A 22,948-nucleotide genomic window follows, 5' to 3' on the forward strand; every position below is an offset into this window, starting at 1 on the left:
AATCGACGGAGGCGATACAGCTACTCTCTTGGTGACCGTGTGGGGTGAGGGCGAAGATTTACCCGGCTGACAACACAGCAAACATCAAGACCAAGCGGGAGTTTTGCGCCATTCATCGCAAAACTCCCGTTTTGTTTTATCAGACAACTTTTCATCAGTCCGAGATGGACAGAAATCCGCAGGGTTCCCTTTTGATCTCCTGAAGAGGCCCCATCGGGTGGTCCGGCACGCCTGTTAGAATGATGGGACGCAGGTTGTGGATGATAATCGTGCTTGCGTTATTAACGGCGAAGCTACCGCTCTAACCGGTTTACAAGAAAACCTTGTTGTACGCACCGTTCTCGTCAGCCACAGCGGTGGCGTTTGATACACATCAAGGCGCCGGAGCCGTCACCGTGGCTAGTGTTGCTAATACTTGAACCACGACAAAGCGGTGCACAAGATGACCTATAATTGCCTTTTTACCGTATTGACGGATTTGGACCTGGTTGAAGACACTCTGAGCCAGGCGATGGCTGCGACCGATGCTCACGATGCCCATCTCGATGTGCTGTGCTTGGGCGTAGATTGCACCCAATCGGGATTCTACTATGCCGGGGCGAGTGCTATTGTCCTCCAGGAAACTATCACCCGCGCCACTGAAGAGGCGCAAGAGATAGAAGCCAGGGCCAAGCATGTCCTAGAAAATTCGACCCTGCGTTGGGGCAGCGAAACCGGCGTCGCGCAGCTTGCGGACGTGGCGCGGCACGTCGCGGCGAGGGCGCGGTTTTCGGATCTGGTGGTGCTGCCCAAACCCTATGGAGAGGAGCGCGGAGCCGAACTGGAAGCCATTACCGAAGCTGCTCTTTTCGACGGCGACGCGCCAACGATCATCCTGCCGGAGCCGGATCAATTCAAACCACATCCGCGCCGTGTCATGGTCGGTTGGAACGAAAGCCTTGAAGCGCTGCGTGCGGTGCGTGCCGCCATGCCGCTTTTGACGCAGGCCGATACCGTTCATGTGGTGGTGATCGACCCACCGACGCATGGCCCAAGCCGTTCTGACCCCGGCGGAATGTTGTCGCAATATCTGGCGCGACACGGGGTCAGTGCCGAAATTGATGTGCTCTCCAAAACACTGCCCCGCGTTTCGGATGTATTGACGCGGCATGCTACCGATATGGATGCGGACCTGTTGGTAATGGGAGCTTACGGCCATTCACGATTCCGCGAGGCCGTTTTCGGCGGCGCGACACGAAATATGTTAGAACAAGCCACTATACCGGTTCTGATGGCCCATTAGGAGCTGGCGAAAAAACTATCCATTGCTGACACGGGTTGACCAGGAGTTCAGATAGGTCTCAACTTCCAGGGCGCGAGATCACGGATGCGCCCGGAAGCGAGGTTCTGACCCATGCGGCCATTCATCCGATATCATGAAAGCCCTGGAACATGAGGCGTTGTGGTCTTTGGATTCTGGTCGCAATCACGTTCCTGACGGGGCGTGTTGTCGCCGAGGATCGGATGGAATTGCATCTTGTCATGGCCTTCGACGTCTCAGCCAGTGTCAACGATGAAGAGTTCGATCTGCAACGCGCGGGCACGGCGGATGCGTTGCGCTCGAAGCTTGTGGCCGCAGCGGTCGAACGATCGCCGGGCGGCGTGGCCATTGCAATCGTGCAATGGTCCAGTGTCACCCGCCAGGCACTGGGAATGGATTGGGTCGTGTTGCGCAATCAGGCGGATGTCATTGCTTATGCCGACGAGGTCGATGCAATGCCACGCCGCCTGCCGGGCGGAGGCACGATGATTCATTCGGGCCTCGCCTTCGCCGCCCGCCTGCTGGAAGCAGCGCCCGGATACGCGCGCCGGCAGGTGATTGATATAGCGGCAAATGGTCAATCAGACGGCCAAAACCGGTTGCTGGAAACCCGCGGCAAACTGCTCTCGAAGGGGATCGTCATTAACGGCCTTGCGATTGAAGAAGACGACACCACGCTGACGCAATATTTCGAGGCCCACGTGATCGGTGGACCAAACGCATTTGTGGTTACAGCCAGCGGCTTTGACGCGTTTACCGAGGCGATGGAAACCAAATTATTGCGCGAGATCAGCGGCGCGATGTTCTCGCATGACGTCGATAAGCCGGTATCAATATCGCCGCGCCTGGCCGCCGCAAACTAGGTCGCAGCACCCGGCACGCCCCACTCACACCAGCATGCCACCATCGCTGTCGTCACCCGCTTCAGCCAACAGACGGTGGAAATCGGGAACGGTGACATGGCGCTTGCCCTCCAGTTCGATCACACCGTCCCTTTTCAGTGCCGACACCTGGCGACTGACGGTTTCAAGTGTCAGGCCGAGATAATCAGCCATCGCATCCCGGGTCAGCGGCAGATCGAACACTATCTGGCCAGTGGGCTGTTCCAGATGCAGGGTCGAGTTGCGCCGCGCGATGATCGACAGAAGCGATGCAATCTTTTCCCGCGCGGTCTTGCGTCCCAGTACCAGCATCCATTCGCGGGCGGCGTCGAGTTCGTCCAGTGTCATTTGCAACAGACGCTGAGAGATATGCGGCGTGGCTTCCATCATCGCCTCAAACGGCTTCATGCGAAAACAGCACATCACCATGTCGGTGGTTGCCACCACGTCATAAGGTGCCACGCCCCGGCCTGGCCGGCCGACGAAATCGCTGGGCAGAAGCAGACCCACCATTTGGGTGCGCCCGTCTTCCATCGTCTGGGTCAGCGTGGCAATCCCCGACACGACCGACCCCACAAACTCCATCCGGTCACCGGCCCAGATCAGCGTCTGGCCCGCCTCGAAATTTCGATAATATTTCATCTTGTCAAGCTGGGCGAGTTCGTCGGCATCGCAGCGCGCACAGACCGCGCGATGCTGGATCGGGCAATCTCCACATGAGCGTGGGGCGGCAGTCAGCGTTTCATTCAGCATCGGGGGGTCACTTTCCCATTAATTGATCTGCATCAAGGTTCACGCATTCAAGTGGTTTTACCGCTTGTCACATGGTTACGAAAGCACAACTAAGCAGGCTGGGTCTCTTTGACGCAAAGGTGCCGCGTTACACCAGTTATCCGACGGCGCCGCATTTCAATCGCGATATCGGCGCGACTGAGTATACAAGCTGGATCAGCGCAATCAAACCGGGCAGCCGGATTTCGCTTTACGTGCACGTACCGTTTTGTCGGCGATTATGTTGGTTTTGCGCCTGCCGCACCCAAGGCACCCAAAGCGATAAGCCCGTGCTGGCATATCTGGAAACGCTCAAGGCCGAGTTGAAGATGCTTGGCCAATTGTTGCCCGAAGGCGTGCGTCTGTCGCGGCTGCATTGGGGCGGCGGCACACCGACACTGCTAACACCCGCAATGATGGAAGAGCTTGCCGAGGCCATTCGCGACGTGGTGCCTTTTACCGGAACAACCGAGTTTTCGGTCGAGATCGACCCGAATGAAATCGACGGCCCGCGATTGGACGCCCTGGCAGCGGCAGGGATGAACCGTGCATCGATCGGCGTGCAGGATTTCGATTCGGAAATCCAGCAGAGCATCGGGCGGATACAAGGCTATGACATCACCCGCGACGCGGTCGAAGAGATTCGCACGCGCGGCGTCGCAAGCCTGAATACCGATATCCTCTATGGCCTACCGCATCAAACCGGTGGGCGCATCACCGAAAGCGTGCAGAAGCTCTTGTCGCTTAACCCGGACCGCGTCGCACTTTATGGCTATGCCCATGTACCGTGGATGGCGAAGCGCCAGCAGATGATCCCCTCAGACGTGCTGCCCACCCCGGAAGAACGTCTGGCGCTCTACGAGACCGCGCGCGAACTGTTCTTGTGGGATGGTTATGACGAGATCGGGATTGACCATTTTTCCCGCCCCGAAGATGGGCTTAGCTTGGCGCAGAAAGCGGGACAATTGCGGCGAAATTTCCAGGGCTATACCGACGATACGGCCGAGGTGCTGATCGGGGTCGGCGCATCGTCAATCTCACGCTTTCCGCAGGGCTATGCGCAGAACGCCCCTGCCACCGGCGCACATACCGCGGCAATTCGAGACGGGCTGTTTTCAACCACGCGGGGACATAGTTTCACACCCGACGACCGCATGCGTGCCCGGATGATCGAGGCGCTGATGTGCGACTTTCGCATAGATGCCAAAGAAATCCGTAGCCAGTTTGGAGTGTCGGAAGCAGCGCTGTCAAAAATGTTTAGCGAAACCGCCAAGGAATTCGAGGGCGTCTTGGATCATGATCAGAACGGCCTGACCATCCCCCCGGCTGCCCGCCCCTTGACCCGCATGATCGCCCGCCAGATCGATGCCTATGAGTTAAGCAAAGCCGGCCATAGCGCCGCGATCTGAACAGCCGCGCGGTAAGAATTTCAAATAGAAAAAGGAGTCTAAAGCGGATATCTATCGCCCAGCGTGATTGTGCTGATCAAGGGCGCTCAGAAGCGCCTGATATGACGACAGGCCAAACTCGGCGGTCATCACTTCTTGCCACCGAGCATCGAAACTTGCCCGGATATCGGCGGATATCAGCGGCTTACCAGCGCCGATCTTTCCGGTGGCGACCTTGGTTGCGGTGCCGCCAGGCAGGAGGCCGCAAGCTTCATCGCGGGCAGCACGCAGAAGATGGTCATCGAACTGCGTACCGTGGGTCTTCATGAAGTCGAACCCCGCCTGCCTTGTTGCGATCTCGCGCAAATCCGGGTTGTCCGCCACACCCATGAAATCAGCCACACGTGCCACCGTGCCCGGCAGGTTCTTCTTGAGCCCCTCAAAGGACAGCAGCAATACCTCGGGCCGCATACGTTGCCGCCACCACGAGGCCGCATGGGTCCAGTAATTATTGCTCTCGGCACGGTCCAGATAGTAATCGGCAAAGTCGGCCAGCGATATGCTGCCCGCTTCAAAACGCCAGCCATCAAGGAAGTTAAAAAGCGAGATCATGGCATCCAGCGGGTCACGCAGTACGGTGATGTAGCGGCCTCCCTTGGGGATGTCATCCCATCCCAGATGGCTTTTGAAAGCACGGGGTGTGGCGACCTGCGGCGCATTCACATCCGCGCCCATGTCCCAGGCCAGTTCCAGCCAGGGGACGACCTGGGTGATCTCATCGAAATCCATCGACCCGCCCGTACGCAACCCGTGCACGATCTGCTGCATCCAGGTTGTGCCGCATTTGGCGTAGGGAGAGATGAAAATATCGCTGGTGTCCGGTTGGTATTCAAGCCCGCGTCGCAAGCTGGCCTGTGTCACGAAAAGCTGGTCAACAGCCTGCATTTCAGCGATCGAGTGAGGGCGGGTCATGGATCAGGCCGTCAGATCAAGCGCGGCATGCAGCAGAGTCCTGGCATATTCGGTCTGCGGCGCATCAAACAGCGCCTGCGCCTCGCCAGTCTCAATCACGTCGCCCTGTTTCATTACCAGCACCCGGTGGCTCATCGCGCGCACCACGTTCAGATCGTGGCTGATGAACAGATAAGCCAGCCCGTATTTGACCTGCAACCGGCGCAGCAGGTCCACGATCTGCACCTGCACGGTCATATCCAGCGCCGAGGTTGGCTCGTCCAACACCACCAGTTTGGGGCGCAGGATCATGGCACGGGCGATGGCGATACGCTGCCGCTGACCGCCCGAAAACTCATGTGGGTAGCGGTCCATCGTCTCGGGGTTCAACTCCACTTCGCGCATCACCTCGGCCACCAGATCACGCACCGGGCGGCCATCCGGGTTGCCATGCACGCCCAGGCCTTCGGCGATGATCTGTTCGCAGGTCATGCGCGGCGAGAGGCTGCCGAACGGGTCCTGAAACACGATCTGCATGTCGGCACGGCGGCGGCGGAGCTGGCGGGTATTCCAGCCATTCACATCCTCGCCGTCGAACCGGATGCCGCCCTCGCTTTCTATCAGCCGCATGATCGCCAGCGCCAGCGTGGTCTTGCCCGAGCCACTTTCACCGACGATACCGAGGGTTTCACCCGCGCGCACGCTGATGCTGGCCTCGTTCACCGCCTTCACATGGCCGACGGTTTTCTTGAAAAAACCGCGCTGGATCGGGAACCAGACGCGCAAGGCATCGGTTTCAACCAGTGTTTCTGTGTTCTCGGGGACGGGGTCGGGCTCGCCCACGGCACGGGCGCTCAGCAGTTTGCGGGTGTAATCATGCTGCGGGTTGGCAAAGATCTCAGCCGTGGGACCGGTCTCGACAATCTCGCCATCCTTCATCACGCAGACCCGGTCGGCGATGCGCTGGACGATGCCCAGATCGTGGGTGATGAAGAGAAGCCCCATCCCCTCTTCGCGCTTGAGTTCCGCCAGCAAGTCGAGGATCTGCGCCTGGATGGTCACGTCGAGCGCGGTGGTGGGTTCGTCCGCGATCAGGATATCCGGTTTGTTGGCCAACGCCATGGCGATCATAATGCGCTGGCGCTGCCCGCCGGAAAGCTGGTGAGGGTAGGCGTCTAAACGACTTTCGGCGTCACGGATGCCGACGCGCTCCATCAGTTCGATAATACGCCCACGCGCCTCCTCGCCGGTGATGCCCTGATGCAGCTCCAGCGATTCCCTGATCTGTTTTTCCAGCGTGTGCAGCGGGTTGAGCGAGGTCATCGGCTCCTGAAAAATAAAGCTGATATCGTTGCCGCGAACCTTGCGCAGGAGTTTCTCCTTTGCGCCAATCATTTGCTGGCCGTCATAGGTGACACTGCCCGCCACCTGGGCCGATGCGCCCAGCAGCGAAACCGTCGACAGCGCCGTCACGGATTTGCCCGAGCCGCTTTCACCCACCAGCGCGACGGTTTCCCCCTTGTCGACGGTAAACGATACACCCTTTACCGCCGGGATAAGCTGCCCGTCCTGCCGGAAGCTGACGGTCAGATCCTGAACATCCAAGAGGCTCATTCAAAGGTCTTTCTGGGATCGAACGCGTCGCGGACGCCTTCGAAGATGAAAACCAGCAGCGACAGCATGATGGCAAAGGCGAAAAACGCGGTGAAGGCCAACCACGGCGCTTGCAGGTTCTGCTTGGCCTGTAGGGTGAGCTCACCCAGCGACGGGGAAGAGGACGGCAAGCCGAAGCCCAGAAAATCGAGCCCGGCGAGCAGCGAGATGGTACCGGTGATCACGAATGGCAGCATGGTCAGCGTGGCGACCATGGCGTTGGGCAGCATGTGGCGGAACATGATCGTCAGGTTCGAGACGCCAAGCGCCTTCGCCGCGCGGACATATTCGAGGTTGCGGGCGCGCAGGAATTCGGCCCGCACCACGCCCACCAGCGCCATCCAACCGAACAGCACGGTGATCACCACCAACAGCCAGAAACTGCGCGGCAGGATCGCGAATAGGATGATGATCACGTATATCTGCGGCGTCGAGGCCCAGATCTCGATGATCCGCTGAAAGATGAGGTCGGTTTTACCGCCGAAATAACCCTGTACCGCACCAGCAAATATGCCGATCACGGTGGAACACCCGGTCACGATCAGGGTGAAAAGCACCGACAGGCGGAAACCGTAGATCACGCGGGCCAGCACGTCGCGCTTTGTGTCGTCTGTGCCCAGCCAGTTCTGGTCGTTGGGCGGCAGGGGCGCGGCGCCGACGCGGTCGACCGGCGTGTCGTAGCTGTAGGGGATGAGCGGCCAGAACGCCCAGCCTTTGGCGATCTCCTCGCCGTTGACCACGCCGTCGCCGGCGTCTTCGATGATGCCGTCAGGATCGTCGAAGCAATCCTCCAACCCGCCCGAGGTGATCAGGCAGGCGACCTCGGGGTCGCGGTAGATTGCTTCGGTCTTGAAATCGCCGCCAAAGGTGGTTTCGGGGTAAAAGTTGAAGATGGGCGTGTAGAATTCACCGCGGTATTTCACCAGAATGGGTTTGTCATTGGCGACAAACTCGGCACAGAGGGTGAAGCTGAAGATGATCGCAAAGAGAATGAGCGACCAGAAGGCGCGCTTGTTGCGGCGAAAGTTGCGCCAACGGCGCTGGTTGAGGGCCGAAAGCGCCATTCAGCCCGCCCGCTTTTCGAAATCGATGCGCGGATCGACCAACACATACATCAGATCCGACAAAATGTTCACCACCAACCCAATGAGGCCAAAGAGGAAGAGCGTGCCGAACATGACCGGGTAGTCACGACCCACCGCCGCCTCGAACCCGAGCCGCCCGAGACCGTCGAGCGAGAAGATCGTCTCAATCAGGACCGAACCGCCGAAGAACACACCGATGAAGACCGCCGGGAAACCCGCGATCACGATCAGCATGGCGTTGCGGAAGATGTGACCGTAGAGCACCTTGCCCTCGGATAACCCCTTGGCGCGGGCGGTCATCACGTAGTGTTTCTTGATCTCGTCAAGGAAACTGTTCTTGGTCAGCAGCGTCAGCGTGGCAAAGGCCGCGATGGTCGAGGCGGTGACCGGCAGGGCGATATGCCAGAAATAATCGAGCGCCTTGCCCACAAGGCTGAGCTGGTCAAAATTATCCGAGGTGAGGCCCCGGAGCGGGAAAAGCTGCCAGTAGCTGCCCCCGGCAAAAAGAACCAGCAGCATGATCGCAAAGAGGAAGGCCGGGATGGCGTAGGCGACGATGATGATCCCGCTGGTCCAGGTGTCGAAAGAGCTGCCGTCATGCACCGCCTTGCGGATGCCCAGCGGGATCGAAACCAGATAGGCGATTAGCGTCGACCAGAGGCCCAGGGTGATACTGACCGGCATCTTGTCGAGCACCAGTTCGGTCACCGTTTGTTTCTTGAAATAGCTCTCGCCGAAATCGAAATGCAGATAGTTCCACATCATGTTCAGGAAGCGTTCCAGCGGCGGTTTGTCGAGGCCGAATTGCTGTTCCAGCTCCTTGATGAACTCGGGCGGCAAACCGCGGGCGCCAAGATATTCCGAGTTTTCTTCCGAGCCGGACAGCGTCGCATCCTCGGCCCCGCCAGCAAAACCTTCGAACACATCTCCGCCGCCCTGCAATTGCGCGATCATCTGCTCCACCGGCCCGCCGGGGACGAATTGCACCAGCACAAAATTGATGATCATGATCCCCAGAAGCGTGGGGATGATCAGCAAGAGCCTGCGAAGGATATAGGCGCCCATGCGCGGATTACCTCAGCGCGCCCGAGGCTTTCAGCGCCTCGGCTTTTTCGGCATTGACCCACCAGAAATCCAGCGAGCCAAGCGCGAAGGGCGGCTGTTCAGCGGGGTGTTCATACATATCCCAGTAGGCCACCCAATAATTGGGCGCGAAACCATCCGGGATCAGGAAGAACTCGTGTCGCAGCGCCCGGTCGAGCGCGCGGATGGTCATGTCTTCTTCGGCCTGGCTGCTGGTTAGCAGAGATTCCTCGATGATCCTGTCGACCAGCGGGCTGGCCAGGCCGGCGGGGTTGAACAGGCTGAATTCCGCAGCCTCGGAGCCGAAGCGCTGCGCGAGCCCGGTGCCGGTACCCAGAAGCGATGGATAGCCATCAAAGACCAGATCATAATCACGGTCCCGCTCGCGTTTGGTGTATTGCGAGGAATCAACCGATTCCAGTTTGGCATCGGCGCCCATCTGCTTGAGGTTAGACACGAAGTTTTCGGCGATGGCGCGGTCGGTCGGTTCGGCCGAGGCATTCATCAGGAAGTCGATTTTCAGTTGTTCGCCGCTTTCGTCGCGCAACAAGCCGTCATCGCCGACGCTCCAGCCCGCCTCTTGCAGCAGTTTCAGGGCCTGCCGCAGATTGCGTCGGTTGGTCAGCCGGTCCGGGTCGGAGGTGTGCGGCACATAAGGTTCGGTCGTCAGCAGGTCGGGCGGGACCACATCGCCAAGCGATTTCAGAAATTCCAACTCGTCGCCCTCCGGCAGGCCCTCGGCCTCAAGATGGGTGCCATCAGAGAAGGATTTTTGCTGCGCATAGAGCCCATATAGCAGCGACTTGTTGGTCCAGTCGAAATTGAAGCCGAGGGCCACAGCCTGCCGAACGCGCTTGTCCTTGAACACCTCACTACCAAGGTTGAAGACGATACCTGTCATGTTCGGGGGCGTACCGTCGGGGATTTCTTCCTTGACCACATCGCCGCGCGCCAATGCCGGAAATTCATAGGCGGTTGCCCATTTCTTGGGGTCGGACTCGGTGCGGTAGGTGACTTCACCTGCCTTGAACGCCTCGAACGCGGCGGTGGAATCAGCGAAATATTCCAGGCGGATGCGATCAAAATTGTGCCGCCCCTTGTTGATCGGAAGATCCCAGCCCCAGTAATCGGGGTTGCGGGTAAAGGTGACGCGGCGGTTGGGCTCGACATTCTCAATGATGTAAGGGCCGGAGCCGGGTGAGACCTCAAACCGGGCTTCGTCCAGCTTGGCGCCGGTTTCCTCGTACCATTTCTTTGACCAGACCGGCACCGATCCGACCTGATCAATCAGGCTGCGGCGCGAGATACCATCGGCGAAATGGAACTTGACGGTGTGATCGTCGATCACCTCGGCGTTCGGGATGCGTTGACGCACCGCGTCGGCATAGGATTTCAATCCTTCATCCAACAGCAGGTTATGGCTGAAAAGGACATCATGCGCGGTGACCGGCGTACCGTCGGAGAACCGCGCCTCGGGGCGCATATGGAAGATAACCCAGGATTTATCCTCGGGATATTCCACCGTGTGGGCCAGAAGCCCGTACATCTCACCATAGGCATCTGCGGGCAAGCCGCCGCTGCCTGCCAGAACCTCGCCCAGCAGGCTTTCATACATCACTGTTGAAAGCGCCGAGGCACGGCCCTTGCGGGTATAGGGGTTCATCGAATCGAAGCTGCCCGAAAGGGCAATCGAAATCTCACCGCCCTTGGGGGCATCGGGATTCACATAGTTGAAATGGGGGTAATCGGCAGGATAGCTCAACTCTCCGAAAAACGAATATCCGTGGCTTCTGATGATTTTTTCGTCGGCCAGCGCAGCCTGTGCGATCAGTGTTGCAATCACCAGGCCCATCAGGGTCAGAATCGCTTTTAGGGGTGCTTTCATCGGAAGCGCCCGGGCTTTAGCCCGGCGGCGGGGTCCGGTCATGCTGATCTCCTCTGTTCCACATCCTGCATGTGGCATCTTGCTGATTGAAAGCAAGCTACTGGAGGCACGGCATTACATTCAAGCGCGGAAAGTTGATGCGGGTGTGAAATCGCCCGTTATCAACAAAAGACCGCCTGCCCCAACGGGACAGGCGGTCAATTTGTTAAGTTTTAGGCGCTTACTGAGCGGCGCTCTGGATATAGGCGATCACCGCTGCGCGATCTTCTTCCTTCCGCAGGCCAGCAAAGCTCATTTTCGTGCCCGGTGCGAAATCCTTAGGCTTTGTCAGAAAGGCGCTAAGCTGATCTGCTGTCCAGTTGCCATCGATAGCCGCAAGACCGTCTGAATATTTGAAACCGTCAACACTGGCAATATCACGGTCAACCACGTTGAAGAGATGCGGACCAACGCGGTTTTGTCCGTCTTCCAGCGCGTGGCAGGCCTTACACTTTTTGTATACTTTTTCGCCGTTGGCAACATCAGCAGAGGCCACCATAGCGACAAAGCCTGAGGCCTCAGCGGCTGCTTCTTCGGCTGCGGGCTCTTCGGCAGCGGCTTCAGCCTCCGGCGCGGGATCAACCTCGGCTACCGCTGGCTCCTCGGCGGTCACTTCTTCGGCCACGTTCTCTTCGGCGGCAGCCATTTCGGTTTCCGCTTCGGCAGGTTCGGCCGCGGCTTCTTCTTCCATCGCTTCCGGCGCGGCCATCTCATAGGTATCGCCATCTAGCTGGTCGAGATAGGCGATGACGTTGATCCTGTCGGTGGCCTTCTTCAAGCCCGCAAAACCCATCGAAGTGCCGGGCGCATAGCCTTTGGGGTTTTCCAAGAAGGCATCCAGGGTTTCTGGTGTCCAGACATCGGCCACCGGCTTGAGGCTGCCGGAATAACCAAAACCTGCCGCGGAAGACACGTCGCGACCAACCACGCCGTAAAGATATGGGCCGGTTGCGTTGGCACCATCTTCGAGCTTGTGGCAGGCCTTGCACTTGCCAAAGACCTTTGCGCCCTTCTCGACGTCTGCGGCAGCCCATAGTTCAGCAAGCGACGGGCCGTCCTGATCAGCGGCGCCAGCATCTTCTTCGCCACCAGTTTCGATCACATATCCCGCCGCATGATCGCCACCATGACCCGGGCTGGTATCATACAACAATTCACCAGCCCATTTGCCCATCAGGAAGATCAGCAATGCCCCACAAAGGCTGCCAACGATCTTGGTAAGTGTCATTGTATCGAACATAGGCCCGCTTCCATTTGAATCTGTTGGGATCGTATCTATCCGCTTCCCCTAGACGGGTGCAAGGTGTAGTTTCCGCGACGAAACGCCCGGGCGGAACAAATTGACAGGAAAAGCCGCAAATGACCAAGCGCATCGCCTTCCAGGGAGAGCTGGGTGCCTATTCGCACCAGGCCTGCCACGAGACCTACCCCGAACTGGAGGCCCTGCCCTGCCGTACCTTTGAGGACGCGATTACGGCGGTACGCTCGGGGCAAGCGGAACTGGCGATGCTGCCGGTGGAAAACTCGACGTTTGGCCGGGTGGCGGATATCCATCACCTGCTGCCTGAAAGCGGGCTGCATATCATCAACGAGGCCTTCGTCCGGGTGCATATCAACCTACTGGCCCTGCCCGGCACGACACTCGACCAGGTGAAATCGGCGATGAGCCACACAATGCTTCTGGGTCAGTGCCGCGATTATCTGGCGAAACAGGGTATTAGCCGGGTAACAGGTGCCGACACCGCCGGATCGGCGCATCATGTGGCTGAATTGGGCGATCCGACGATGGCAGCCCTGGCAAGCGAGTTGGCCGGTGAGATCTATGGCCTCGACGTGTTGGCCCGCCATATCGAAGACGAGGGCAACAATACCACGCGGTTCCTGGTGATGTCGCGCACACCCGATTATACGCCCCGCGGCGATCACGGGATGATGACCAGTTTTGTTTTTCAGGTCCGCAACATCCCCGCCGCACTTTACAAGGCGATGGGCGGGTTCGCCACCAACGGTGTCAACATGACCAAGCTCGAAAGCTATATGGTCAACGGCTCGTTCTCGGCCACGCAGTTTTACGCCGATATCGAAGGCCACCCGGAAGATGCTGGGGTGAAGCTGGCGTTAGAAGAACTTGATTACTTCACATCCGAGGTGAAGATGCTGGGGGTCTATCCAGCCGATCCAAGACGCCACTAGACCAAGACCCGTGAATTAACGGAAAGAGTGAGAGGCTGGACAACGACCCAAGCGGGGCTCGTTACGGCTGCTTCCTTCCGGATCTGACCGGGTTGGCGAGGCGCTCGCCCGCGCCAACCTCTCGAGGTGATAAATAGGCTGCCCGAGACGGATTCGCAAGGCTTTCGGGGACGATTGCACTCAGCGGCAAGCGCAATCTGGCAAAGCCCGCCGACGTGTCGCCCAGATCGGTGGCATCCAGCGCGCTAATCTCGTCAGGGTAACGCCGAATGCCGGGGCCGGTCTCGAATACCACGCTGGTCTGTTGCATCGGTGCAAAGGACCAGATCGGATCGACCGCAGGAGAAATACCATCCGCCTCGCTGATGTATTGAGAGACGATGCTGCGCACCGGTATCCGGCTTACGACGGCGAAACTATCTTCCGGCAGATGCGGATAGGGTCCGCCACCATGGGCACGAAAACTGTTGACCGCCATCAGAAACAACTGATCGTCGTCTACCGGCTGCCCCTGATACCGAAGATCGTGGATACGCCGGGCCGATTTTCGTATCATACGGCCTGTACGATCGTAACGCGCAGGTTGCGACAGATCGATCACATAGTTGAGCCCGTCGATCACATCAAAATTATGGCCCGGCACCAGCGGGTTGATCAAAGGTTGGTCGGCGCAACCCGGGTCGATCATATTGAAGCATACCGCCGCGCGTTCAAGCCAGTCGTACAATTGCCCGCCCGTTAACCGCAAGCCACAGAGCGTATTTGGAAAGGGATAGAGGTCAGCGGCGTTGCGCAGTCGAAAATCTCCTTGAGATACGTCGGAATAATACTTCGGGCCACCACGCCCGCCGGTCTTGAAAGGCGCCGAGGTCGACAGGATCGGAAGACCGGCATCAGCTGACCCCTGCACCATCCGCGACAGGGCGGCGCGCTGCGCCCGGGTAACCAGTTGGGTCGCAGGATCATTGCGCACCAGCGCCAGATAGCTGTGCAGCGGTGTGGCGCTACGACCCAGAGGTTTTCGGATCAGGTCAAGCGTATGCTGATGCGCGGGCCACAGCAATGTCTTGAGGGGCTCATCGGCCGGAACAGGGTCCGACGCGGTGCCAGCAGCAACACTGCGGGCTTCGGATTTGTGAGCGGCTACCTGCCATTTGCCATTCTCATTCTGCAGAAAGAGGTCAAGGACGCCCAGATGTGACCCCCGAAACCCGGCCATAACTGCGGGCTTGCAGCTTAAGGTACCTTCGTCATTTTTTGCCCCGGAAATATCCGGCTCGCCGGGTTGCGGGAATACCTCGTGGGTGTGACCCGCGATGATCGCGTCGATACCGGGCAGATCGGCCAGCGCCAACGCGACATTTTCCTTGAAAGGATAATAATCGTCGGGGTCGATGCCGGTATGTGCCAGGGCGATAACGATATCCGCGCCCGCTGCGCGCATCTGGGGCAAACGCGCCCGGGCGGTATCCACGATATCGCGGGTGATCAGCCGGTCATTGAGGTGAAAATGATCCCATGTGGTAATCTGAGGCGGCACCAGACCAAGCAGGCCGATGCGTATTTCGTGTTGATTGCCATCGCTGTCGGTCACCTGCCGATGAATAAGTACAAATGGCGGGTAAAGCGTTTTGTCATCGCCAATGGTGGCTCCCTCGGAGATCACAGCATTGGCGCAAGTAATCGGAAAAGACACATCCGCGAGCACCGATTGCAACCAGTCGAGTCCGAAGTTGAATTCATGATTGCCCAGACAAGCCGCATCATAGCCCAGGTAATTCATGGCCGTAACGGCCGGGTGTGGGCCGGACCAGCCGCTGCCGGGTTGCGCCGTCATGTCACCAAGCGGCGTGCCTTGCAAAAAGTCACCATTATCAACAAGCAGCGAATGCGCCACCTCATCCCTTGCCTGCTTGATCAATGTAGCAGTCCGCGCCAGCCCAAAGGAGTTTTCGCAACCATCTGCGTAATAGTCGAAGGGCAACAGGTTGCAATGAACATCGGTCGTCTCCAAAATCCTCAGACGGATATACGGGGCGCCCTCCGATATCCGGCCTGTCAATTCCGCCGGCAACTGTGATTCATTCAAGCTCATTACATGTTCTTCGAAGTTTCGAGTGCTGATTTGCCTTCATACCCCCAAATGCTATTGACGCTTCCCATCTTGGTTACGACCTCAAAAACACATTGGCATATCCGTATATCTACTTAAAGTTGTTTTAAGGGGATTTTAGCAACCCGATTGCGCATGTAATCCTGCTTGCCCCTTATCAGCGAAAATGTCACCGATAGCCGCAGAGAATGCGAGGGTAACAGATGGTCGATCCAGAAACCGTCACATTCGGTGGTAGCGGTCTTGATCGCGCTGCCGAACTGCGTGGTGACGACGACGCCATAGCCGAAGCGATTTCAACGGGCCGAGCCGCTTGCACCCTGATCTGGCGCGGTAAACCCCTGGTCGCCGAAGGCACGCAGGACCGGCTGATCCGGCTCCCGATGGATCATCCTATCCTCGCTGAGGCGACTATGTCGCTGCTATTGGGACGCAACGAAACTGGAGATCTTCTCTTCGCTCATGATATCTCGGATTGGACGCCAGCCGGGGTGGACGAAGACGCGCTAAACAAGTTTCTCGACACAAGCGAGCAGCAGCACCCCGCGCTTCCCGGTGCGATCTTCGTCGAACTGCGCCGGATCATGACCCGCCTTGATGCGCGCGATGCCGAACTGGCAGCGACCGCCAGGGCGGTGATTAACTGGCATGTCAGCCACCGCTTCTGTGCCTGCTGCGGAGCGGAAAGCCGGCCAGTTCAGGCGGGATGGCAGCGTAGTTGCGATGCTTGCGGTGGGCAACATTTCCCACGCACCGATCCGGTGGTTATCATGTTGATCACGCGCGGGAATTCCGTGCTGATGGGGCGCTCCCCGGGCTGGCCCGAGGGCATGTATTCGCTGCTGGCGGGATTTGTCGAACCGGGCGAAACCATCGAGGCCGCAGTGCGCCGGGAAGTCTATGAAGAGGCCGGTATACGCGTGGGTCCGGTTGGATATCTGGCAAGCCAACCCTGGGCCTTTCCGTCATCGCTGATGATTGGCTGCCGCGGCACCGCGTTGACACAAGACCTAACGATCGACCCATCCGAGATCGAGGATGCGCGCTGGTTCGCGCGTGAAGAAATCCTGCGGGCCTTCGCCGGTCTGCACCCCACGCTGGCCCCTGCGAGGCAAGGTGCCATCGCGCATTTTTTACTGCGCAACTGGCTTGCGGATATAAACTATTAGCGCGACAATACCCCGGAGCAGAAAACAATGAAGGCCCGGCCATGAAGTTCAGCGCAAGGGAAGATGTAGAAGCCCCGATCAATTACGTGTTTGAGCAACTGACCGACTTCCAAACTTTCGAACGTTCCGCCCTTCGCCGGGGCGCGGAGGTTCAACGCGTCGACAGCCGGAAGTCGAACGGCGTTGGCATGGCCTGGGATGTCTCCTTCAAGCTGCGCGGCAAAATGCGTGATTTGCAGATGGAGCTGACCAATCTGGACGCGCCCAATGGCTTTGTCCTCTCGTCGCGCTCGCCTGCGATGGGGGGCGATATGGTCGTCGATCTGGTGCCGCTGTCACGCAACCGAACGCGGATGAGCATGGATATCGACCTGCGGCCCAAGAACCTGTCATCCCGGTTGCTGGTACAATCGCTCAAGCTGGCACGCAGCAACCTGACAAACCGCTACAAGCTGCGGATCGCCGGGTTCGCCCGAGATCTCGAAGACCGTTACAAACGCTCGGCCTGACGCACACCCAGGTCCAAAAACGAACCCGGCGTCGCAAATGGAATTGATCCTGAAAATTGCACTGTTAGGCTGCGGTCAAATCACGTGCCAGAACATGAGGCGACACAATGAAGCCTACCGCCTTTTCCGCACCGGGCCGATTCTATCGCGGGAACCTTCACACACATTCCACCCTCTCTGATGGCGTTCTTGACCCGGCCGAAGTTTGTCGCCGTTACAGGGCGGAAGGATATGACTTCATCAGCCTGACCGATCATTTCGTCGGGCTGTTCAATTACCCTATTGCTGATACGAAGCCCTACCATACGGCGGATTTCACAACGATTCCGGGCGTCGAATTGCATTCGGGCGCCATGGAGAACGGCGAGATATGGCACATTCTGGCGATTGGCCTTCCTGAGGATTTCGCACCGCCCAACGCCCCTGACTTCGCGCCGCGCGCCGACCAGGAAACCGGCCCGGAACTTGCCCGACGCGCCCGTGATGCCGGCGCATTCGTTGCCGTGGCGCATCCCCACTGGTCGGGCATGAGCCTGGCTGATGCCGGGTCCATCGAGGCGGCCCATGCGGTGGAAGTGTATAACCACGGTTGCGGTGTGGATTGTGACCGCGCGGAAGGCTTCCACACCGCCGATATGCTGATCTCGGCTGGGCATGATCTGACGTTGATAGCGACAGACGACGCACATTTCGCCGCCCCAGACGCCTTTGGCGGTTGGGTCATGGTCAAGGCCGAAACGAATGCGCCGGATGCCTTGCTCGCTGCGTTGAAAAACGGAAACTTCTACGCCAGCCAGGGGCCGGAACTGTATGGAATCGAGGTTGAGGGCGACACTGTCCGTGTGGAATGCTCGGCAGCAGAGGCGGTGATCGTGCAGGGCCATGGCTCGGCATCGTTTGCAAAACATGGGGCGTCCATGACCGTAGCCGAACTGGATCTTAAACGCCTGAAGGGCAGCAAATGGCTGCGGGTGACGGTTGTGGATCGCGCGGGCAAACGCGCCTGGTCCAATCCCATCTGGCGCGGCTAATCCCGGCCCGAAAATGCCCACCGCATCTGCGCCTCGGTCTCTACGGCGCAGGGCCTGATGGCCCTCAATCGTGCTAGGGCGGCTTCGGGCTCCTCGCCGGCTTCAACCATGAGCCTCAATACCGCCATGCCCGAGCGTCCGCACCCGCCGTTACAATGGATCAACACGCGCCCGCCACGCTGCAATGTCGCCAGCGCCGTGTCGGCAGCCACGCGCCAAAGCTCTTCGATATCAGGTGTCGGCACGCCGAAATCGGCGACGGGAAGATGTATCCAGCACGCTGCCAGCGCCTCTATGTCATCACCCAACCCGGCCGCATCGCACGCGACCATTTCGGCCTGTGTCGTCATGCTGATCACGAGAGACGGTCGCCAGTCGCATAATCTCTGAAGATCGGCGCTGTAGTCATCCTGACGCCCCGGCAAAGGACAAAGCGCCGCGACACCTCCGGCCACCGGTAACGAGTAGATGTCAAAGCCAGCCATTGATCGCTAGAGCTGATCCACGCCGAACGTATCACATTGCCCGGGGTCGCCGGTTTGATACCCGGTCGCAAACCAGCGCGACCGCTGTTCTGATGTGCCATGTGTGAAGGTATGCGGTTGCGGCACCCGGCCCGCGCGTTTCTGCAGATAATCATCGCCGATCTTGCGCGCCGCATTCAGGGCTTCTTCAAGATCGCCGGGCTCAAGCATACCGTCCACCGAACGCGCCCAGACACCACTCAGGCAATCGGCCTGCAATTCCAGCCGCACGGTCAGGGCATTGGCCTGGGTCTCGCTAACTGCCTGGCGGCGTTGATTCACCTCGGGCAGAATGCCAAGCTCGTTCTGAACATGGTGCGCCACCTCATGCGCGATCACATAAGCCGCAGCGAAATCACCCTTGGCCCCCATCTGCCGTGACAGCGTGCTGAAAAACTCCGTATCCAGATAGGCCTTCCGGTCGGCGGGACAGTAAAATGGGCCGGTGGCCCCGGAAGCATTGCCGCAAGGACTGCTGGTCACGCCAGAATAAAGCACCATCACCGGCGGGCGATAATCCCGTCCGATGTGCTGCGCAAAAATCCCGCTCCAGACCGCCTCGGTTGTGGCCAGAACCCGCACCGAAAATTCTCCTGCCTGCTTCTCTTCCGCGCTTAATTCGCGCGGAGAACCCGCCTGCGTTTCAATCGATGGCCCTTGTCCCTGAAGAAACGGCGTTACATCAATCCCGGCAAAATACCCCACAGCAAGCACCACCAGCAGGCCGATCCCGCCGATACCAGCTCCGGCCTTACCGCGTCGACCCCGTCGGTCCTCTACATTCCGACTGCCACGTACACCCCTTAACCGCATGTCCCATCTCCTCCTCAGGCTCAAGAGCCAGCATACACATTTTCTTTTTTCCTTGCCTAGCGGACAACCCAAATCACGCAAATCAGCGCCCAAATGCATGTCAGAGCCGCAAGGGCCCTTTATGCTGTTCAGAAATCAGGGATGACATTTTAATTCACAAAATCCGTGGCCTAGTACACCCTGCAAATCGCCGTCTTTGGCCACATAAAAGCATCTCAAAATACTCGAACGGCTGAATGGAATGGTGCTTTAATGATGTCAGTTTAGTTTTTTCCGCGATGGGCCGCGCTTATGACCCACATAAGCTCTGATACCGTGTGAGGTCTATGATGCTCAATCAGGCCACCGGGTACTTCTTACGCCCGCTAAGCCACATTCGCTTGCAACAATTGCATGGTCATTCGATGGGTTTTGCAAAGTAGATGACACCCAGGTTCAAAACACGAGGGCGCCTCGTCTGTCAGGTCGACGGGCTGATCGGAATCGAGTTTCAAATTCGCTATGCTGTCCACACGCCTTGCCGATAAATTCTTGACGAATTTCAGCCCGGCGAAGTTTTTATTGGTCCAGGCCACCCGGGACGGGATGCTGAGACCAGGCAAATGAAGAGTTACTTCATTGGTAGGAAACGCCTCGGCCGGGGCTTCGATCATTGTGCCGCCGCGACTGATGTCCAGCATCGTGGTCGCTGTGCAAATGCCATCATACCGTATTAACGCCGGTAGACGGCATATCTTGCGCTGAGCCGAATAACGGGAGCGGACCAGCCAATAGGCACCAAGCAGCACCAGCACCATACCCACCACCACAAAGAGCAAGGTAAAAGGTTTGATCGGCGCACTGCCAGTACTCCACAGGGAAGATCCGGCGTTGGAACCGTGCGGGATACAGCCAAATTTTTCGACAATCGCCGAGAGTTGAGACTGAATGGTCTTCGATGTACGGGTCAGACCCGGGATTTTCCGCCCATTGGCCGATGTGCCGTTGAGCTTCCAGTCTTCACGCACTGCCCCGGCAAAAATCCGCAGCGTACGGACCTCGGCCTTTGAGAACACGGCGACACGCCTGCGGTCTTTCAAAACACTCAGTGACTGCGCAAGATTTCTTTTGAATTGACGAGCATCCCCGCGCCCGGCACGCACCAATTCAATGTCGGTCGGCAGCGCCAGAAGCCCTTCAACGATGTCGCAACTGTCCAATTGGCTGGCCTGCGCCGGATTGGCGATGCCCGTCACGCAAATCAGGGTCGCAGCCATTAAGATAAAGCGCACGGCAAAGCTCCAGTAAAACCTCAGCGTCAAACTGACTCAAAATCATTAAGAAATGCGTACCTATTTCACTATCAACGGCAAACTTCCGTGACCGCTGGACCTCGCCTTAGCCACGCCATAGGCTGGCGCAAGCGAATCCCAGTTGACAGGCAGCGCCGACGTGACCAAAACCTCCGCTTATCAAGTCCTTGCTCGGAAATACCGGCCTGAAACCTTTGCCGATCTGGTGGGGCAGGACGCGATGGTGCGCACGTTGAAAAACGCATTTCGGGCGGATCGGATTGCCCAGGCCTTTATCATGACCGGTATCCGCGGCACCGGCAAAACCACGACGGCGCGGATCATCGCGAAGGGCATGAACTGCATCGGTGCGGATGGTACGGGCGGCCCCACGACCGACCCGTGCGGCACATGCGAACATTGCACGGCCATCATGGAGGGCCGCCATGTCGACGTGATGGAAATGGACGCGGCCAGTCGTACCGGCGTGGGCGATATCCGCGAGATTATCGAGAGCGTGCATTATCGAGCGGCCAGCGCCCGTTATAAGATCTACATCATCGACGAAGTGCATATGCTCTCAACCAGCGCCTTCAACGCGCTGCTGAAAACGCTTGAAGAACCGCCGGAACATGTGAAGTTCATCTTCGCCACCACCGAGATCCGCAAGGTACCCGTGACGGTCCTGTCCCGCTGCCAGCGCTTTGATCTGCGGCGAATCGAACCCGAGGTGATGATCGCCCTGATGCAGAAGATCGCCCGGGCCGAAGGCGCCGAGATCACCGGGGATGCGCTGGCACTCATTACCCGCGCGGCCGAAGGCTCGGCCCGGGATGCGACGTCACTGCTGGATCAGGCCATCAGCCACGGCGCGGGCGAGACCACGGCGGATCAGGTGCGTGCCATGCTAGGACTGGCGGATCGCGGCCGGGTACTGGACCTTTTTGATCTTATCATGCGCGGTGATGCGGCGGGCGCCCTGAGCGAGCTTTCCAGCCAATATGCCGAAGGTGCCGACCCGATGGCGGTGCTGCGCGATCTGGCCGAGGTCAGCCACTGGATTTCCGTCGTCAAGATCACGCCCGAAGCCGCCGAAGACCCCACCATCAGCCCCGATGAACGCACCCGCGGCCAGGCGATGGCCGCGGAATTGCCAATGCGGGTAATGACACGGATGTGGCAGATGCTGCTGAAAGCGCTAGACGAAGTTGCCACCTCACCCAACGCGATGATGGCGGCCGAGATGGCCGTGATCCGCCTGACCCATGTGGCTGACCTGCCCAGCCCGGAAGAGCTGGTGCGCAAACTGCGCGACACGCCGCCGCCTCCGGCACCTGGTGGCGGGAAACCCGTGCAAAGCACGGGGTCGCCTGCGGCGGGCGGGGGGGCCTCGGCTATCGCCTCGGCCCGGACAGCCACTAACGCAGGTGCGGGGCCGCAAGCGGCGCTGGCCAGAGATGTGGATGCCGCGCTCGCGCGCTATCCCACGTTCGATCATGTGGTCGAGCTTGTCCGTGCCAATCGTGATGTGAAACTGCTGGTCGAGGTCGAAGGATGTGTTCGGCTGGCCGCGTACCAACCCGGCCGGATCGAATTCGTTCCCACCGAAAGCGCGCCTCATGATCTGGCGCAGCGCTTGGGAGGCGCGCTACAGCGCTGGACCGGCAATCGCTGGGCAGTCACGCTGGTCAACGAAGGCGGGGCCGAAACCATCGCCGAGAAACGCGATGCCGCCGATCTTGCGCTTCAAGCCGAAGCCCAAGATCATCCGCTGGTACAGGCTGTCATGGCCGCTTTCCCTAAGGCACAGATCACCAATATACGCACGCCCAAAGACCAACAGGCCGAGGCCCAGGCCGAAGCTTTGCCAGAAGTGGACGGCGAATGGGATCCATTCGAAGAGGATTGATTCTGAGCCTCGTCCCTGGCGCTGGCTGGGCGGAGGTCTGCGACAAGGAACGACCCAATTGGGTGCACGGAACCGAGGCGACGATCTGGACCGAAATGATTGGTCTCTTCGCGGCGCCGCCATCGCTGGTTTTACTCTTATTGACCGCACTGGTGATCCGCTTTCGCAGCTTATGGGGCGGGTTGATCGTTATGGTCTTGTGGACCGGACTTGTTTCGCTGCTTGTCTTTTCCGAGCCAGACGCAGTGCGGATACAGGCGATCAAAGAAGGCTGTATCGGCAGCCCGAGCTTGTTCATCGGGATCGTGGCTGCGATATGTGTCGCGATGATTCTTTACACCGCTCCGCGCGCTGAGCGCGCAGACAAACGGGAGAAATGA

Annotated in this window: 19 protein-coding genes, 1 other RNA gene and 2 pseudogenes; 9 read left to right on the forward strand and 13 right to left on the reverse strand. The window is 58.9% G+C overall.

Annotated elements, in window-relative coordinates:
• The first annotated feature begins 442 nt into the window (after window positions 1–442).
• Together LC334_RS11945 and LC334_RS11950 are read left to right on the forward strand one after the other, a co-directional pair.
• Window positions 443–1,282, forward strand: coding sequence for a universal stress protein (locus LC334_RS11945; RefSeq protein WP_085801093.1), 840 nt, complete (start codon window positions 443–445; stop codon window positions 1,280–1,282).
• Window positions 1,283–1,431: 149 nt separating this feature from the next.
• Entirely contained in the window at window positions 1,432–2,163 is a 732-nt protein-coding gene (locus tag LC334_RS11950; protein WP_085801092.1) for a DUF1194 domain-containing protein, read from the forward strand.
• A gap of 24 nt (window positions 2,164–2,187) precedes the next feature.
• Here LC334_RS11950 and fnrL read toward each other — a convergent pair whose 3' ends face one another.
• The gene (gene fnrL / locus LC334_RS11955) at window positions 2,188–2,934 is read right to left on the reverse strand and encodes a transcriptional regulator FnrL (RefSeq protein ID WP_085801091.1); all 747 of its coding nucleotides are present in this window, start codon (window positions 2,932–2,934) and stop codon (window positions 2,188–2,190) included.
• A gap of 71 nt (window positions 2,935–3,005) precedes the next feature.
• On the opposite strand from fnrL, the gene hemN reads away from it, so the two are divergent.
• Complete coding sequence (gene hemN, locus LC334_RS11960; RefSeq protein WP_085801090.1) at window positions 3,006–4,361, forward strand: oxygen-independent coproporphyrinogen III oxidase; 1,356 nt, start codon at window positions 3,006–3,008, stop codon at window positions 4,359–4,361.
• Between the two features lie 51 nt (window positions 4,362–4,412).
• Here hemN and LC334_RS11965 read toward each other — a convergent pair whose 3' ends face one another.
• From LC334_RS11965 to LC334_RS23275, 7 genes and pseudogenes are all read right to left on the reverse strand, one after another.
• Window positions 4,413–5,312, reverse strand: a complete 900-nt coding sequence (locus tag LC334_RS11965) for a sulfotransferase domain-containing protein (RefSeq protein WP_085801089.1) — start codon at window positions 5,310–5,312, stop codon at window positions 4,413–4,415.
• A 3-nt stretch (window positions 5,313–5,315) separates the two neighbouring features.
• A complete protein-coding gene (locus LC334_RS11970) occupies window positions 5,316–6,905 on the reverse strand; it encodes an ABC transporter ATP-binding protein (protein WP_085801088.1) in 1,590 nt (529 codons plus the stop codon).
• On the reverse strand, window positions 6,902–8,008 hold the full coding sequence (locus tag LC334_RS11975; protein WP_085801087.1) for an ABC transporter permease: 1,107 nt from the start codon (window positions 8,006–8,008) through the stop codon (window positions 6,902–6,904). The genes LC334_RS11970 and LC334_RS11975 overlap by 4 nt, the downstream gene beginning before the upstream one ends.
• Window positions 8,009–9,094, reverse strand: a complete 1,086-nt coding sequence (locus LC334_RS11980) for a microcin C ABC transporter permease YejB (protein WP_085801086.1) — start codon at window positions 9,092–9,094, stop codon at window positions 8,009–8,011.
• A 7-nt stretch (window positions 9,095–9,101) separates the two neighbouring features.
• Window positions 9,102–11,039, reverse strand: coding sequence for an extracellular solute-binding protein (locus tag LC334_RS11985; RefSeq protein WP_085801116.1), 1,938 nt, complete (start codon window positions 11,037–11,039; stop codon window positions 9,102–9,104).
• A 178-nt stretch (window positions 11,040–11,217) separates the two neighbouring features.
• Window positions 11,218–11,745 (reverse strand): c-type cytochrome, encoded by a 528-nt coding sequence (locus LC334_RS23270; RefSeq protein WP_377151132.1) that lies wholly within the window; start codon window positions 11,743–11,745, stop codon window positions 11,218–11,220.
• 15 nt (window positions 11,746–11,760) lie between these two features.
• A pseudogene (locus LC334_RS23275) lies at window positions 11,761–12,276 on the reverse strand (c-type cytochrome); the annotation flags it as partial.
• Between the two features lie 119 nt (window positions 12,277–12,395).
• On the opposite strand from LC334_RS23275, the gene LC334_RS11995 reads away from it, so the two are divergent.
• Window positions 12,396–13,229, forward strand: a complete 834-nt coding sequence (locus LC334_RS11995; protein WP_085801084.1) for a prephenate dehydratase — start codon at window positions 12,396–12,398, stop codon at window positions 13,227–13,229.
• A gap of 26 nt (window positions 13,230–13,255) precedes the next feature.
• Here the strand turns inward: LC334_RS11995 and ffs are convergent.
• Window positions 13,256–13,352, reverse strand: an RNA gene (ffs, locus tag LC334_RS12000) — signal recognition particle sRNA small type.
• 115 nt (window positions 13,353–13,467) lie between these two features.
• Window positions 13,468–15,324 (reverse strand): annotated as a pseudogene (locus LC334_RS23280) (bifunctional 2',3'-cyclic-nucleotide 2'-phosphodiesterase/3'-nucleotidase); the annotation flags it as partial.
• 221 nt (window positions 15,325–15,545) lie between these two features.
• On the opposite strand from LC334_RS23280, the gene nudC reads away from it, so the two are divergent.
• The 3 genes from nudC to LC334_RS12020 all read left to right on the forward strand — a co-directional run bounded on the left by nudC (window position 15,546) and on the right by LC334_RS12020 (window position 18,051).
• Window positions 15,546–16,511 carry an NAD(+) diphosphatase gene (gene nudC, locus LC334_RS12010; protein WP_085801083.1) on the forward strand — a complete coding sequence of 322 codons (966 nt, stop codon included), beginning with the start codon at window positions 15,546–15,548 and terminating at the stop codon, window positions 16,509–16,511.
• Between the two features lie 41 nt (window positions 16,512–16,552).
• Window positions 16,553–17,020 (forward strand): SRPBCC family protein, encoded by a 468-nt coding sequence (locus LC334_RS12015; protein ID WP_085801082.1) that lies wholly within the window; start codon window positions 16,553–16,555, stop codon window positions 17,018–17,020.
• Window positions 17,021–17,127: 107 nt separating this feature from the next.
• Window positions 17,128–18,051 carry a PHP domain-containing protein gene (locus tag LC334_RS12020; RefSeq protein WP_085801081.1) on the forward strand — a complete coding sequence of 308 codons (924 nt, stop codon included), beginning with the start codon at window positions 17,128–17,130 and terminating at the stop codon, window positions 18,049–18,051.
• Here LC334_RS12020 and LC334_RS12025 read toward each other — a convergent pair.
• The 3 genes from LC334_RS12025 to LC334_RS23200 form a co-directional block, all read right to left on the reverse strand.
• Window positions 18,048–18,536, reverse strand: a complete 489-nt coding sequence (locus tag LC334_RS12025) for a protein-tyrosine phosphatase family protein (protein ID WP_085801080.1) — start codon at window positions 18,534–18,536, stop codon at window positions 18,048–18,050. The genes LC334_RS12020 and LC334_RS12025 overlap by 4 nt on opposite strands.
• A 6-nt stretch (window positions 18,537–18,542) precedes the next feature.
• Window positions 18,543–19,388 (reverse strand): KPN_02809 family neutral zinc metallopeptidase, encoded by an 846-nt coding sequence (ypfJ, locus tag LC334_RS12030; RefSeq protein WP_085801079.1) that lies wholly within the window; start codon window positions 19,386–19,388, stop codon window positions 18,543–18,545.
• Window positions 19,389–19,753: 365 nt separating this feature from the next.
• Window positions 19,754–20,623 (reverse strand): PilZ domain-containing protein, encoded by an 870-nt coding sequence (locus LC334_RS23200; RefSeq protein ID WP_176237713.1) that lies wholly within the window; start codon window positions 20,621–20,623, stop codon window positions 19,754–19,756.
• 196 nt (window positions 20,624–20,819) lie between these two features.
• Here LC334_RS23200 and LC334_RS12040 point away from each other — a divergent pair, with 196 nt between their 5' ends.
• Together LC334_RS12040 and LC334_RS12045 are read left to right on the forward strand one after the other, a co-directional pair.
• A complete protein-coding gene (locus LC334_RS12040; protein WP_085801115.1) occupies window positions 20,820–22,568 on the forward strand; it encodes a DNA polymerase III subunit gamma/tau in 1,749 nt (582 codons plus the stop codon).
• The gene (locus tag LC334_RS12045; protein ID WP_139836429.1) at window positions 22,544–22,948 is read left to right on the forward strand and encodes a hypothetical protein; all 405 of its coding nucleotides are present in this window, start codon (window positions 22,544–22,546) and stop codon (window positions 22,946–22,948) included. Before LC334_RS12040 ends, LC334_RS12045 begins: the two co-directional genes overlap by 25 nt.

The organism is Roseovarius aestuarii (genome assembly GCF_019966515.1).
In the GTDB taxonomy this organism is placed as follows: Bacteria; Pseudomonadota; Alphaproteobacteria; order Rhodobacterales; family Rhodobacteraceae; genus Roseovarius; species Roseovarius aestuarii.

Excerpts from the sequence above, each read along its gene's own strand:
- LC334_RS11945 (WP_085801093.1), top strand. The coding sequence starts at position 443 with ATGACCTATAATTGCCTTTTTACCGTATTGACGGATTTGGACCTGGTT.
- LC334_RS11950 (WP_085801092.1), top strand. The coding sequence starts at position 1,432 with ATGAGGCGTTGTGGTCTTTGGATTCTGGTCGCAATCACGTTCCTGACG.
- fnrL (WP_085801091.1), bottom strand. The coding sequence starts at position 2,934 with ATGCTGAATGAAACGCTGACTGCCGCCCCACGCTCATGTGGAGATTGC.
- hemN (WP_085801090.1), top strand. The coding sequence starts at position 3,006 with ATGGTTACGAAAGCACAACTAAGCAGGCTGGGTCTCTTTGACGCAAAG.
- LC334_RS11965 (WP_085801089.1), bottom strand. The coding sequence starts at position 5,312 with ATGACCCGCCCTCACTCGATCGCTGAAATGCAGGCTGTTGACCAGCTT.
- LC334_RS11970 (WP_085801088.1), bottom strand. The coding sequence starts at position 6,905 with ATGAGCCTCTTGGATGTTCAGGATCTGACCGTCAGCTTCCGGCAGGAC.
- LC334_RS11975 (WP_085801087.1), bottom strand. The coding sequence starts at position 8,008 with ATGGCGCTTTCGGCCCTCAACCAGCGCCGTTGGCGCAACTTTCGCCGC.
- LC334_RS11980 (WP_085801086.1), bottom strand. The coding sequence starts at position 9,094 with ATGGGCGCCTATATCCTTCGCAGGCTCTTGCTGATCATCCCCACGCTT.
- LC334_RS11985 (WP_085801116.1), bottom strand. The coding sequence starts at position 11,039 with ATGACCGGACCCCGCCGCCGGGCTAAAGCCCGGGCGCTTCCGATGAAA.
- LC334_RS23270 (WP_377151132.1), bottom strand. The coding sequence starts at position 11,745 with ATGGCCGCGCCGGAAGCGATGGAAGAAGAAGCCGCGGCCGAACCTGCC.
- LC334_RS11995 (WP_085801084.1), top strand. The coding sequence starts at position 12,396 with ATGACCAAGCGCATCGCCTTCCAGGGAGAGCTGGGTGCCTATTCGCAC.
- nudC (WP_085801083.1), top strand. The coding sequence starts at position 15,546 with ATGGTCGATCCAGAAACCGTCACATTCGGTGGTAGCGGTCTTGATCGC.
- LC334_RS12015 (WP_085801082.1), top strand. The coding sequence starts at position 16,553 with ATGAAGTTCAGCGCAAGGGAAGATGTAGAAGCCCCGATCAATTACGTG.
- LC334_RS12020 (WP_085801081.1), top strand. The coding sequence starts at position 17,128 with ATGAAGCCTACCGCCTTTTCCGCACCGGGCCGATTCTATCGCGGGAAC.
- LC334_RS12025 (WP_085801080.1), bottom strand. The coding sequence starts at position 18,536 with ATGGCTGGCTTTGACATCTACTCGTTACCGGTGGCCGGAGGTGTCGCG.
- ypfJ (WP_085801079.1), bottom strand. The coding sequence starts at position 19,388 with ATGCGGTTAAGGGGTGTACGTGGCAGTCGGAATGTAGAGGACCGACGG.
- LC334_RS12045 (WP_139836429.1), top strand. The coding sequence starts at position 22,544 with ATGGGATCCATTCGAAGAGGATTGATTCTGAGCCTCGTCCCTGGCGCT.